Consider the following 13,012-nt stretch of genomic DNA (forward strand, 5'->3'; position numbering starts at 1 on the left):
CGCGGCGTCGCTAGGCTCGCCCGTATGGGGGAATGGCTGGCCCAGCACTGGATCGACATCGCCGGGTTCGCGACGGGGGCCGCCTGCGTGTTCCTCTCGTGGCGGCGGAGCGTGTGGAACTTCCCGATCGGGATCGCCAATTCGGCGCTGTTCCTCGTCGTCACGTTCCAGGCGGCGCTGTTCGCCACGGCGGGGCTGCAGGTGGTGTTCATCGTGCTGTCGCTGCTCGGCTGGTGGGCGTGGGTCCGCGCCCGTGCCGCGGAGCGTCAGGCGGGCGCCGCGCGCGACGAGGCGTTCGTGCGCCGCACGCCGCGCCGCGCGATCCTGCCGCTCGCGGCCGGCGGCGTCGCCCTCACGGCGCTGCTCACCTGGCTGCTCTCGTCGTACACGCCGTCCAGCATGCCGCTGCCGGACGCCGCGGTGGTCGCCGGGAGCCTGATCGCGCAGTTCATGCTCAACCGGCGCTGGATCCAGACCTGGTACGTCTGGATCGCGGTCGACGTCGCATACGTCGCGATCTACGCCGCCACCGGGCTGTGGCTGTTCGCGGTGCTCTACCTCGGCTTCATCGCGATGTGCGTCGCGGGGCTCGTGTCGTGGCGTCGCGCCGAGCGCGATGCGGCGAGCGCGGCCGCGAAGCCGGAGCCCGCGTATGCGTGAGGCGCGGCACGGCCTGGTGATGGGCAAGTTCTATCCGTTCCACTCCGGCCATCAGGCACTGATCCGCGCGGCGCTGCGCGAGTGCGACGCGGTCACGGTGCAGGTGCTGGGCGCGACGGTGGAGACGATCCCGCTCGACGTGCGGGCGGATTGGATCCGGCAGGAGCATCCGACCGCGCGCGTCGTGTCCGCGATGGACGACGCGCCCGTCGACTTCGACTCGCCGTCCGCCTGGGACGCGCACATGGTGGTCATCGAGCAGCTGCTGGACGCGCCCGTCGACGTGGTCTACACCTCCGACCCGTACGGCGAGGAGCTCGCCCGCCGCCTGGGTGCGCGCTGGCGCCGGGTAGACGCCGGGCGAGCGGACGTCCCCGTCTCCGGCACCGCGATCCGCGCCGACGTGGCCGGTCACTGGCACGAACTGCCCGCGCCGGTGCGGGCGTGGTTCGTGCAGCGCATCGTGCTCGTGGGGGCCGAGTCGACGGGCACGACGACGCTGGCCTCGGCGCTGGCGGACGCCCTCGGCACGGACTGGGTGCCCGAGTACGGCCGCACCCACTCCGCCATCCGGGACGGCGGGCTCGAGACGCCCTGGCGGTCGGACGAGTTCGACCTGATCCTGGATCGCCAGATCGCGCTCGAGGCGGACGCCGCGCGGCGGATCCCCTCCCCCGTCCTCGTGTGCGACACCGACGCGCTCGCGACCGTGCTGTGGCACGAGCGGTACGTCGGCCCCGCCCCCGAGCGGATGTGGCGGCGGGCACGGGCCCACGCGCCGCGCGCGTACATCCTCACGGGCGACGAGATCCCGTTCGTGCAGGACGGCATGCGCGACGGCGAGCACATCCGCCACGACATGCAGGATCGCTTCCGCGCGGTGCTGCGCGATCAGCCCGTGCCGTGGATCGAGGTGCGCGGCACGGTGGAGGAGCGGGTCGCGCAGGCGGCCACCTTCACCCGGGAGCGCATGGCCGACGCGCTCGCGATCGGACCGTCGCTGGAGGAGCTCGGCCACCGCGTGGCGCAGGAGAGGAAGAGCAGGACATGATTCGCGCGACCTACCGGGACCCCGAGCGCTGGAACCGCACGTCGCAGTCCCCCACACGTCCGGTCGCCCCGGATGCGGACGCGAGGTACACGGCGGACGACCTGTTCGCCGCGGCGCCGCCGGTGCAGACCGCGCTGGACGAGAAGCTCCGCCGCGCGTACTTCTGGCTCGTGAACCGCGCGGTGATCTCGCCCTACTACGACGTGGAGTTCGGGCTCGAGCGCGCCACCCGCTTCCCGCTCGGCGACGCGAACGCGCAGCTCGTGCTGCCCGCCGAGCAGTCGTACTCCTCCAACGCGCTGCTGCCGCTGCTGACCTTTGCGGTCGGCGGGCGCTGCCTGCTGATCGGCGGGCCGGGCCGCGGCAAAACCACGCTGGCCGTGCTGATGGGCGTGCTCGCCGGTCAGTCCCCGGCCGACGTGCGCCGCGACGTGCAGCAGGGGCAGCCGCAGATGACGATCAGCGATCTGGTCGGCATGCCGCTGCCGCGCGACCTCGTGAACGCCGAGTCGCTCGACGGCATCCGGATCGCGTGGCGCCGCTGGCTCGACGCACCCGTGAAGATCGTGGACGAGTACAACCGGATCCCCACCAAGACGCAGTCGGCGCTGCTGACGATGGTGGCCGAGGGCTACGTCGAGAGCCACGACCAGATGCACCGCACCACGCCTCCCGGCGGCATCGACAGCTGGTACTTCACGGCCAACGACGACGCGGGCGGCGGCACCTTCCCCGTGATCCAGGCGCTCAAGGACCGCATGGACGTGACGGTGCAGTCGCTGGGCTTCAACAGCCGCTTCTTCGACGAGCTCGTCACGCGCGTGGAGGCCGGCGAGCGCCCCGAGGACCACGTCCCCGCCGAGCTCGTCTTCACCCCCGACGACCGGATCCGGATGCGCGCGGCGATCCGCGCCACTCCCCTGCCGCCGGCCCTGCGTCGCGAGATCGAGTTCTTCGTGTCGCAGTTCGAGTTCGCCCAGCACGGCGGGCGCATGTTCGAGTACCGCACGAAGGACGTCGTCGCCACGTCGGGCGGCGACGTCGCCGAGGTCATCGGGGCGAACAGCGGCGCGGATCTGCAGGTCGACCCCGGCGCGCAGACGCTCGGGTCGGTCTCCCCGCGCGCCCTGCAGACGCTGATCCTGTACGCGAAGGCATGCGCCTGGTTCCGCGGGCAGAAGGCCGTCTCGCGCGAGGACGTGCGCGCCATGGTGCCGTTCGCGCTGCGCGGCAAGCTGCGGCCCAACCTGCAGCATCCGCGGTTCGACGCGGGCAGCGACCGCGAGCTCGCGACGGATCACGCCAGCTGGCTGCTCGACCTGTTCGACGCGGCGTGCGCCGAGCACCGCCGCCTCGGCGGCGACCGTCCCGATGCGACCGCCGTGCTGCTCGAGCAGTTCGGCGACGGCGTCGACGGCCTGGACGCCCTCGCCGTCTCGCAGCGCGTCACGGCGGTGGAGGCGCGGATCGCGCAGATCGCGGCGACCAGGAAGCTCTACGGCCGCGACTTCGACGAGCTCGTCGCGCTGAAGTACCTGCACCAGCGGTACACGAACTACCTGCGCTGGCTGGAGGCACGATGACGGGACGCGGGCGGTGATCGCGCGACCGGGCCACGCCATCGATGCGGACCACCCGCCGACCGGGTCGCTCCCGATCGGGTCCGGGGTGGATCTGGAGGCGGCGAGCGCGCGGGTCGTCGCGTGGGGCGGGGATGCCGCGCGCTTCGCCGACGCCGTGGCGCGCGGCGTGGCCGCGGTGCCCGACCTCGGCCCCGCCGCGGTCGTCACGCTCGCGGCGGTGGCGGGCTGGCGCGCGGGCGTCCTCGGCCTGCGGGACGACGCACTGACGCGTCTGGCGGCGGCGACGGGGCCGCTCGCCGCCGCGTGCGCGGCCGCCCTGCGCCTGCGGCCGGACGACCTTGCCTTCACGGTGACGGGCCAGCGGCAGGATCGCTTCTGGTGGCCCGGAGCGACCTCGCGGTCGGTGGTCGCGCGGGTGGGCGGGTTCCGGGGTCTGGGCGGCCCGTGGGACCTCCCGCCTGCGGACCCGCGGCAGATCGCGGCCGGTGCCTGGAGCGTGCGCGTCGGCGACGCGCGCATCGCGGTCGAGGCCGACGTGTTCGGCCATCGGCTCACCGCGCTGGACGAGCACCGGTCGGCGTCGGACGATCCCGGCTGGGCCGAGCTCGAGGCCCCGGGCGGCACGCACCTCGCCACGATCCGGCGGTCGCGATGACGGTCGCCGCCGAAGCGGCCTGGGAGGCGGCGCAGGCCCTGTGGGGCGTCCGCATGCATGCCCCTGTTCCGAAGCCCGACGCGCACGAGGCCTCCTTCGCCTGGTTCGGGTTCCCGGCCGAGATCTCCTACGACCCGATCGCGCTCGACCGCGTCGGCTGCGCGGCCTTCCTCGAGAGCGTGTTCGCGCACGAGCTGGGACACCACGCGCTCGCCCCGAGCACCCGGATCGACTCGCTGAAGATCCGCTACCAGATGGCCCGCGCGCTGGCGGCGAGCGATCCGCTGGGCGGCGTCGACACGGCGGCTCAGGCGCCGCGGTACGCGAACATCTGGTCGGACATGCTCATCAACGTGCGGGTCGCGCAGGCTCAGCGCGCCGACGATCCGGATCGCGAGCCGGAGATGATCCGGATGTGGCGCGTCCTGTCCGCCCCGGTCATCGCGCACGGCGATGCGGGCGCGGAGACCGACCCCGCCTGGTGGGTGGTCATGCGCGCGTACGAGATGCTCTGGGCGCTGCCCGCCGGCTCGCTCTGCGTCGCGGCCGCCCCGCACCGCCTGCGCGACGAGGCAGCGGCGGCGGCCGAGCAGGCGCGGAACCTCGGCGAGGTCGACCCCGCCGACATCCAGCTCCCACGGGGCTTCGGCAGCCGGTATCGCGGCGACTACGCGGACGCCGAGCGGCGCCGGCGGGCCGCGGAGATCAATCGCGAGCGGGCGGAGGCTCAGGTGCATCCGGCTCTGTCCCTGGACCCCGAGCTGGACGCGCGCTTCCTGGCCGACACCGTGCGGGTGTTCGGCGCCGACCCGATCTCCGGCGCACTGTCGTTCGGCATGATCCTCGGCCCGTACGTGTCCGCCCTGCACGCCGCGGGCATGGAGGGCGCGGTCGCCGGCGGCGCGGGCGGGACCGGCGGATGCGCCGAGGACCAGGGCGCGGCCGCGACGGCGGAGGAGCTCGAGCGGGTCCTGTCCGACGGTCGCCTGCGCGAGACGCCGCTGCACCCGTCGCTGACGCTCGCGGATGCCGGTTCCGTGCCCGAGACGCCGGACGCCGAGCGCCGGGCGGGTCAGGGCTTCGGCCTCGCCCGGACGCTCGCACTGTTCTCGGCGTCCGAGCGGGCCGCGGTGCTGGCCGCCTGGTACCAGAGCGAGGCGGCGCCCTTCGTCGCGCCGCTGCGCGCGCCGCGCTCGGTGCCCGCCCGCAGCGACCTGCTCGGCGCCCTCGAGACCTGGGAGGTCGGCGACGACCTCGCCGACCTCGACTGGCCGGGCACGCTGGCGCGCGGCGCCGCCGTGATCCCGGGCGTGACGACCCGGCGGCGCGACCTGCTGCCGGACGATCCCGTGCGCGAGCAGCGGCCCGTCACGCTCGATCTGTACGTCGACTCGTCCGGTTCCATGCCGCATCCGGACCGCGGATCGCCCGCGGTGCTCGCGGGGATGATCCTCGTCCAGTCGGTGCTGCGCGGCGGCGGGCGCGTGCGCGTGTCCTCCTTCTCGAGCCCGGGCCAGGTCGCCTCGTTCGAGAAGTTCACGCGGGACCGCCTGCAGATCACGAGCACGCTGTGCACGTTCTTCGGCGGTGGCACGGTGTTCCCGCTCGACCTGCTCGCGTCGCGCTATCTGTCGGACCGGTCGGTCGTCCGCCGCGGCGAGCGCCGGCAGCTCGTGGTGCTGAGCGACAGCGGCGTGGCGAGCTTCTTCGGCGCGTGGCAGGACCAGTACGCCGACGTGGCGCCGCGCGTCCTGCCGCTGGTCGAGAGCGGCACGCTCGTGGTGGTGCCCGACGCCTGGTCGCGGAAGCAGGGCTACGGCGCGGGCGACACGGGATACGAGGTCATGGAGGTCGAGACGATGACGGACGCCCCCGCGGTGTGCGCGCGGCTGGCGCGCCGGATCATGCAGGCGGGGGCGGCCGCATGACCGGCATCGCGCAGAGCGGGCTCGCGGCCTGGGCGGCGCTGGAGCACGACGAGGAGGCGATCTGGTCGGCTCACGCGGGACTCGTGCCCGGCCCGTCCGTCGAGGAGGTGGCCGCGCGGCTGTCCGCGGCGCCCCGGGCGTTCCTGCCCCAGCCGGGCGTACCCCCGGCCGACGTGGCGGCCGTCGCGCGCGACGTGTTCGAGGGCGCGCCGGACGGCGGGGCGACCGCGGTCGCCGCCGCCCGCGCCATCGCCGGCCACGGCGACCGCGCCCGCACCGGTGCGCTGCTCGCGATGTGGCTGTTCGCCTCGCCCGATCTCGTGGGGCCGCTGTCGGCACCGCTGCGCACAGATCACGCCGGCCGCGCGCTGCAGGCGCTCGCGCTGCGACTGGCGGGCATCCGCGACCCCGCGGCGTGGGTGTCCGACGCCGAGCGGCGCGAGGAGGCCGTCCGGCTCCTGCTGCTGTGGGCCGGCATGCTGCCCGCGGGGGAATCCCTCATCGACGCCCGCACGCGCTTCGATCTGCTCGACTCCGTGCAGCGGGACGCGACGCTGAGCCGCGCGCTCGCCGACGAGAAGCACCGCCGCGAGGTGCAGCGCAGGCTCGAGGAGGCGCGCGCCCGCGAGGCCGCAGCCCGATACAGCCCGGAGTGACATGCAGCGCCCACCGGATGATCCCGTCGCGCTCGATGAGTACGCACCCCTCGGCAGCGTCGCGCTGACGGACGCCGAGCGGTGGCCCGGCCTGAGCCCGCAGGGCCGCGCCCGGCTCGGCGCCCTCGTGTGGCACCCGCTCGCCCCGCGCTGGGTGCACGCGACCGGGCACCGCCTCTCCCCCGAGCGCCAGCGCCGCGCGGTCGAGACCGGCGCGTCCTCTCCCCGGCCGGACTGGCTCCAGGAGCACCTCGCGCGCGCCCGCGTGCTGCCGCACTACCGCGACGCCGCGCCCGAGCGCCTCGAGGACTTCCCGTTCCTCACCCGCGACGACCTCGTGCGCGATGTCTCCGCGTTCGTGCCGCGCGACGCCGACCTGGATCAGATGCTGCACGGCACGTCCTCCGGTTCGACCGGCGCCGCGCTCGTGATGCCCGACGATCCGGATGAGCTCGCCCGCTGGTTCCACCACCTCGTCGGGCTCGTGCGCGGCCTCGGCGTCGACTGGCGCCCCGCGCCCGACCGGCTGGGCCTCGCGTATCTCGTGAACCAGCGCCAGGCCTTCACGTACGCGTCGGTGCTGCCGGGCTTCGGGGAGTCGGCGATGGCGCGGCTCAACCTGGCGGAGACGGATCCGGATCTCCTCGCCGGTGTCGATCCGCAGGTGCTGAGCGGCGATCCGACCGCGCTCGACGCGCTCCTGCGCGCCGAGTACGCGACGCGGCTGCGCCCGCTCGCGATCGTCTCGAGCGCCATGGCGCTCACGCTTCCCCTGCGCGCCGCGCTGGAGGCGGCGTTCGGCTGCCCGGTGCTCGACGTCTACGGCCTGCACGAGACGCGGCCCATCGCCGTGAGCGTCGACGGCGGCCCGCACGTCGTGCTCGACCGCCGCGTGCACGTCGAGGTGCTGCGCCCCGACGGATCCGCCTGTGCCGACGGCGAGCGGGGCGAGATCGTCGTGACCGCCGGCGAGAACCGCTTCCTGCCGCTCGTGCGCTACCGCACGGGAGACACGGCTTGCGCCGTGCGCACGCCCGGCGGCAGGATGGCGCTGGCCGGGCTCGAGGGGCGCGCGCGCGTCACCTTCCGCAGGGGCGACGGCGCGCGCGTGCCGAGCGTCGATCTCACCCAGCAGCTGCAGGCGGCCGGGTGCCGGGGCTGGGCGGTCGTGCAGTCCGCCGACGGGTCCGTCGCCGTCCGGATCGCGGGCGGCGACGGGAATCAGGTGCGACGGGCGCTCGGCGTGCTGCTCGACGTGCCGGTCGAGGTCGCGCGGGTGGCGGCGCTCGCGGATCTCGGGGAGGGCAAGCCCCGGCGGTTCCGCTCCGAGGCGTGAGCCGCGCGCTCCGCAGTAGGGTTTCCCTTATGAGTGCCTCCACGGCCCTGTTGACCGACCGCTACGAGCTCACGATGCTCGACGCCGCGCTGCGAGACGGCACCGCGCAGCGTCACTGCGTGTTCGAGCTGTTCGCCCGTCGCCTGTCCGGCGGGCGTCGCTTCGGCGTCGTGGGCGGCACGGGGCGTCTGCTCTCCCTGCTGCGCGACTTCCGCTTCGCCGAGGACGAGCTGCGCTTCCTGCGCGACGAGAAGGTCGTCAGCGCGGAAGCCGTCGCCTACCTCGAGAACTACCGCTTCACCGGGTCCATCACGGGATACCGCGAGGGCGAGCTGTACTTCCCCGGATCGCCGATCCTGACGGTCGAGGGCAGCTTCGCCGACGCCGTGATCCTCGAGACCGTGGCGCTCAGCGTGCTGAACCACGACTCGGCCGTCGCGACGGCCGCCGCCCGCATGAGCATCGCCGCGGGCGATCGGCCGCTGGCCGAGATGGGATCGCGTCGCGCGGGCGAGACGTCAGCGGTCGCGGCCGCGCGCATGGCCTACATCGCGGGCTTCAACGCCACCAGCAACCTCGAGGCGGGTCGCACGTGGGGCATCCCGACGATGGGCACCGCCGCGCACTCGTGGACCCTGCTGCACGACAGCGAGGAGGACGCCTTCCGCGCCCAGGTGGAGGCGCTCGGCACCGGCACCACGCTGCTCGTCGACACATATGACATCGTCACGGGCGTCGAGACCGCCGTGCGCGTGGCGGGCACCGGACTCGGCGGCGTGCGCCTCGACTCCGGCGACCTGCCGACGGTCGCCGCGTCGGTGCGCGAGCACCTCGACCGGCTGGGCGCCGAGAACACGCGGATCACCGTCACCAGCGACCTCGACGAGTACGCCATCGCGGCGCTCGCCGCATCTCCCGTCGACGCGTACGGCGTCGGCACCTCGGTCGTGACGGGATCCGGTCATCCGACGGCGGGAATGGTCTACAAGCTCGTCGCACGCCAGGGCTCGGACGGCGGCTGGGTCTCGGTCGCCAAGACCGCCGAGGGCAAGGGGTCGCAGGGCGGACGCAAGAGCGCCTTCCGCACGCTCGAGAACGGCGTGGCGACCCAGGAGCTGGTCGAGGTCGCCGACGGCTTCGAGCAGCTGGCGGCGCCGTCGGACTACCCGGAGGCGCGCGCCCTGCAGGTGCCGCTCGTGGTCGACGGCGAGCCGGTGCCCGAGTTCGAGGGCCCCTCGGGCGTGCGCAGCGCACGCGAGCACCACCTCCGGGTGCGCGAGGAGCTGCCGATCCGCGCGCTCGCCCTCAGCCGGTCGGATCCGGCGATCCCGACGGTCTACCTCGACGCCGGCGAGGCGTAGGCCCGCAGCGCGCGCGGCCCCCCTGCTCGTCGAGCGGGCGAACGGCTCGGGACGCCCCGGACCGGTGACGTCGCGCCTCACGTCCGCCTACGAGTTCAGCGACTCGTAGATCTCCTTGCAGGTCGGGCAGACCGGGAACTTCTCGGGGTCGCGGCCGGGCGTCCACTTCTTGCCGCACAGCGCGCGCACGGGCTTGCCGGTGAGCGCCGACTCGAGGATCTTCTCCTTCTTCACGTAGTGCGAGAAGCGCTCGTGATCGCCCGGCTCGACGTTCTCCTCTTCCAGGAGCTTCTCGAGCTCGCGGTCGAGAAGGGCCGTGCCGCCGTCGCCAGGGGTGTCGAGGGGGGTGCTCATAGAGGCCGAGTCTACGCCGAACGGGACGCCCGATCGCGGGATCAGGTCGTGCCGGCGAACGCCATGATCCGCTCGCCGCGGCGTTCGAACATCCAGGATCCGAGCGCCACACCCGCGACCAGTACGCCGAGTCCGATGCCGACTCCCGCCCACATCGCGGCGTCGGCGTGCGCGACGTCGTCCGTGATGGTCAGCCACCCGAGCCAGAGCGCCGGCGCGCTCAGCGCGATCGCCCCCAGCATCACCATCGCCTGGGCCGCGACGCCCGTCGACTCCGCCCGCTGCGGCTGCTGGAACGGGCTGTCGCCCGGGCGCGACACGGCGTACGGCGCGGCGACCGACGCGATGCTCGACAGCCCGAGGCCCGTCAGGAACAGGCTCGCGGCGACGCCCACCATCGCGGGCAGGACCGCCCAGCGACCGTAGCCGGCCGTCGACAGCGGGATCGCGATCGCGAGCACGGGGATCGCGATGAACAGCACGGGCACGAGCCGTCCGATGCGGTCGGACAGGCCGCGTACGCCGCTGGCGATGTGCATCCACACGGCGCTCGAGTCGTACGCGACGTCGTTGTGGGGCAGCCAGCCGAAGAACAGGGCGATGATCGGCACCGGCACCAGCGCCACGATCGGCTCCGGCACGCCCGCGATGATCAACGGCACGGTCGGGAGCAGGCCAGCGAGCGGGATGATCGCGAAGTTCACGATGTACCGGCTGTCGCGCAGCCAGTACACCAGCCCCCGCGCGGCGATCACGCCGCCGGGCGTGCCGGGCACGAGCGCGAACCAGCCGAGTCCGCCGCGGCCGCTCGCCGCCGCGGGATTCTCGATGGTCGTGAGCGCGCGGTCCACCACGAGCAGCCAGCCGGCCGCGGCGAGTCCCAGCGTCACGACGGCGATCACCGCGGACAGCCAGGCCGCTCCCCCGTCGCCGAGCGCGAGCGCACCGGGAAGCGCGGCGGCCGCGCCGATCGGCGTGCGCCCCAGCACCTCGGCCGCGGTCGCGAGCGCGCTCGGCACGCGCCCCTCCCACTCCAGGGACGACAGGAACACGATCACGGGCACAAGCACCACGACGATGCCGAGCACGAACAGCCCCGACAGCTCGCGCGTCCGCCGCGGCCGCAGCACCGCCGAGCCGAAGGCCGTGCTGAGCCGCGCGAGCATCACGCACGTCGCGACATGCAGGATCGCTCCGAGCACGCTCACGACGACCGGCACATCCTGCGCCGTCCAGACGATCGCGGCGCACACGTCGAACGCCACCACGGCGAGCGTCGGCACGCTGAGGAAGCCGGCGCCCGCGAGCGCCCACGCGAGAGGGCGCGGCTCGAGCCCGAGCACCGCGAAGCGGCGCGGATCGAGAGGGTCGACGGCGCCGGCCACGATCGGGGCCGCCGCGAACGACAGGGCGACGGCGGATCCGGCCAGCACCAGCAGGGCGAACGCGACCGAGGCGGGGGCGTCGACGAGCGTGAGCGTGCCGGCGCAGACGACGCCGACGAGCGCGGCGAGCACGAGCAGGCCGAACGCACGCGACGCGACGCGCGGCGCGGGTCCCCGCAGGGATCCCGCCAGGAGCGCGAGCCTCAGTCGGAGAACGTGTGCAGCCACTCGAGGCCCTCCATGCTGCTGGCCTCGCCCGAGAGCTCGACGAACCGCTGCTCGAGCGTGAGCTCGCCGCGCACCTCCTCGACCGTGCCCTCCGCGAGCAGCTGACCGGCGACGATGACGGCGACGCGCGTGCACACGCGCTCGATGAGGTCCATGCCGTGGCTCGACAGCAGCACGGTGCCGCCGCGCGAGACGTACGTGCTCAGGATGTCCAGGATGTTCGCCGACGACACCGGATCGACCGCCTCGAACGGCTCGTCGAGCACGAGCAGGCGCGGCGAGTGGATCATCGCGCCCGCGAGCATGACCTTCTTGGTCATTCCCGCGGAGTAGTCGGACACGACGCGGCCGAGGGCCTCCGTGAGGTCGAACGCGCGTGCCAGGTCGGCCGTGCGCTGGGCGACGACGTCGGGCTTCAGGCCGCGCAGCACGCCGAAGTAGTAGAGCAGCTGGCGGCCGGTGAGGCGGTCGAAGGTGCGCAGCCGGTCGGGCAGCACGCCGAGCAGCGCCTTGGCCGCGCGCGGCTGCGTGCGGAGGTCGACGCCCGACACCGAGATCTCGCCGCGGTCGGGTCGCAGCAGGCCCGCGATCATCGACATCGTGGTGGTCTTGCCCGCGCCGTTCGGTCCGACCAGTCCGTAGAACGAGCCTGCGGGCACGGTCAGGTCGATGCCCGCCACGGCGGTCGTGCCGCCGTAGGAGCGCGAGACGCCGCGCAGCACGAGCGCCGGCGGGATCTCCGGCAGCGCCTGAGTCTCCGACGCGGGCTCGGAAGCGGGCTCGGCGGCCGCGAGCATCGCGGTGAGATCGTCATCGTCCGCCGCCTCCGCGAGGGCGACCGGCGCATCCTCGGCGGGGGCGTGCTCGGGCTCGGCGGCCGGCGGCTCGACCTCGGCCGGCGCCTCGACCTCGGCGGGTGCCTCGTTCTCGGCGGTGGTCTCGACCTCGGGTGCGGCCTGGGGCTCGACGGGCGGTGCCTCGGGCTCGGCAGGTGCGGCCTCGGGCTCCGCAGCTGCAGCCTCAGCATCGGCAGGGGCTTCGAGCTCTGCGGGCTCCGCAGGGGCTTCGAGCTCTGCGGGCTCCGCAGGGGCCTCGAGCTCTGCGGGTTCGGCGGATGCCTCTGTGTCCGCGTCGGTCGGCGCATCCGGCTTCTCGGCAGGCGCCGCCTCGCTCGGCGACTCCTCCCGCCCGATCGGCGCGGCCTCGGCCGGCGCCTCGTTCTGCTCCGGGGCGGCCTCGACGGGCGCCTCGGTCTGCTCCCGCGCAGGGGCCGCGGGCGCATCCTGCGGCGGTTCCAGGACGTCGATCACGGTGGTCGCGGTCTCGCGCGGCTCGGCCGCCACGTCCGCTGCGGGCGCGGCGGGCACGGGCGGCGTCGGCACCGCCTTCGCGGGCTGCGCCACGGCGGTGCGACCGGCCGCGGCGTTGCGCGCCGCGGACGTCTTGGTGCCCGTGCGGGGCTTCTTCCCCTGCGGCGCCGGACGCTTCGCGGCCGGCTTGCGCGGCGGCGCGGACTTGGGGGTCGTGGGCGACGCGTCGGCCTGGGGCTCGTCCGCGACGTGCGCGCCGGTCGGGCGCTTGGCCGCCGGACGCTTGGCAGCGGGGCGCTTCGCGGCGGGACGCTTGGCCGGCGCCGGACGGGACGCGGCCGGCGCCGCACCGCCCGACGAATCCGCGGCGCCCCCTCCCGCGGTCGGAGCGCCTCGGTCGTCATCCAGCGGCGAAGTCGTCACCGGTTCACCGTAGCAACCGGTCCTGACAGCCGCCGCGATGTGCCCGTTCCGTAACGATCCCGGGAAGAAAACGCCGATCAGG

At 74.3% G+C, this 13,012-nt stretch carries 11 protein-coding genes; 8 read left to right on the forward strand and 3 right to left on the reverse strand.

The window, feature by feature from the left end:
- Positions 1-24 precede the first annotated feature (24 nt).
- From pnuC to BJP60_RS09180, 8 genes are all read left to right on the forward strand, one after another.
- Complete coding sequence (gene pnuC, locus BJP60_RS09145; RefSeq protein WP_203135477.1) at positions 25-660, forward strand: nicotinamide riboside transporter PnuC; 636 nt, start codon at positions 25-27, stop codon at positions 658-660.
- Positions 653-1,711, forward strand: a complete 1,059-nt coding sequence (locus BJP60_RS09150) for an AAA family ATPase (protein WP_203135478.1) — start codon at positions 653-655, stop codon at positions 1,709-1,711. The genes pnuC and BJP60_RS09150 overlap by 8 nt, the downstream gene beginning before the upstream one ends.
- Positions 1,708-3,294, forward strand: coding sequence for an AAA family ATPase (locus BJP60_RS09155; protein ID WP_203135479.1), 1,587 nt, complete (start codon positions 1,708-1,710; stop codon positions 3,292-3,294). Before BJP60_RS09150 ends, BJP60_RS09155 begins: the two co-directional genes overlap by 4 nt.
- An 85-nt stretch (positions 3,295-3,379) precedes the next feature.
- A complete protein-coding gene (locus tag BJP60_RS09160; protein ID WP_203135480.1) occupies positions 3,380-3,949 on the forward strand; it encodes a potassium transporter Kef in 570 nt (189 codons plus the stop codon).
- Complete coding sequence (locus BJP60_RS09165; protein WP_203135481.1) at positions 3,946-5,877, forward strand: VWA domain-containing protein; 1,932 nt, start codon at positions 3,946-3,948, stop codon at positions 5,875-5,877. Before BJP60_RS09160 ends, BJP60_RS09165 begins: the two co-directional genes overlap by 4 nt.
- A complete protein-coding gene (locus BJP60_RS09170) occupies positions 5,874-6,533 on the forward strand; it encodes a phosphohydrolase (RefSeq protein WP_203135482.1) in 660 nt (219 codons plus the stop codon). Before BJP60_RS09165 ends, BJP60_RS09170 begins: the two co-directional genes overlap by 4 nt.
- Position 6,534: 1 nt before the next feature.
- On the forward strand, positions 6,535-7,869 hold the full coding sequence (locus BJP60_RS09175) for a CoF synthetase (protein ID WP_203135483.1): 1,335 nt from the start codon (positions 6,535-6,537) through the stop codon (positions 7,867-7,869).
- Between the two features lie 29 nt (positions 7,870-7,898).
- On the forward strand, positions 7,899-9,230 hold the full coding sequence (locus BJP60_RS09180; RefSeq protein ID WP_203135484.1) for a nicotinate phosphoribosyltransferase: 1,332 nt from the start codon (positions 7,899-7,901) through the stop codon (positions 9,228-9,230).
- Positions 9,231-9,317: 87 nt separating this feature from the next.
- Here the strand turns inward: BJP60_RS09180 and BJP60_RS09185 are convergent, their stop codons facing one another.
- From BJP60_RS09185 to BJP60_RS15275, 3 genes are read right to left on the reverse strand one after another with little or no spacing between them, the layout of a single operon-like run.
- The gene (locus tag BJP60_RS09185) at positions 9,318-9,584 is read right to left on the reverse strand and encodes a DUF3039 domain-containing protein (RefSeq protein ID WP_203135485.1); all 267 of its coding nucleotides are present in this window, start codon (positions 9,582-9,584) and stop codon (positions 9,318-9,320) included.
- Positions 9,585-9,625: 41 nt separating this feature from the next.
- The gene (locus BJP60_RS09190) at positions 9,626-11,197 is read right to left on the reverse strand and encodes a hypothetical protein (protein WP_203135486.1); all 1,572 of its coding nucleotides are present in this window, start codon (positions 11,195-11,197) and stop codon (positions 9,626-9,628) included.
- The gene (locus BJP60_RS15275; protein ID WP_238439361.1) at positions 11,173-12,930 is read right to left on the reverse strand and encodes an ABC transporter ATP-binding protein; all 1,758 of its coding nucleotides are present in this window, start codon (positions 12,928-12,930) and stop codon (positions 11,173-11,175) included. The genes BJP60_RS09190 and BJP60_RS15275 overlap by 25 nt, the downstream gene beginning before the upstream one ends.
- Positions 12,931-13,012: the final 82 nt, after the last annotated feature.

It is taken from the genome of Microbacterium sp. JZ31 (assembly GCF_016805985.1).
Lineage (GTDB): Bacteria > Actinomycetota > Actinomycetes > Actinomycetales > Microbacteriaceae > Microbacterium.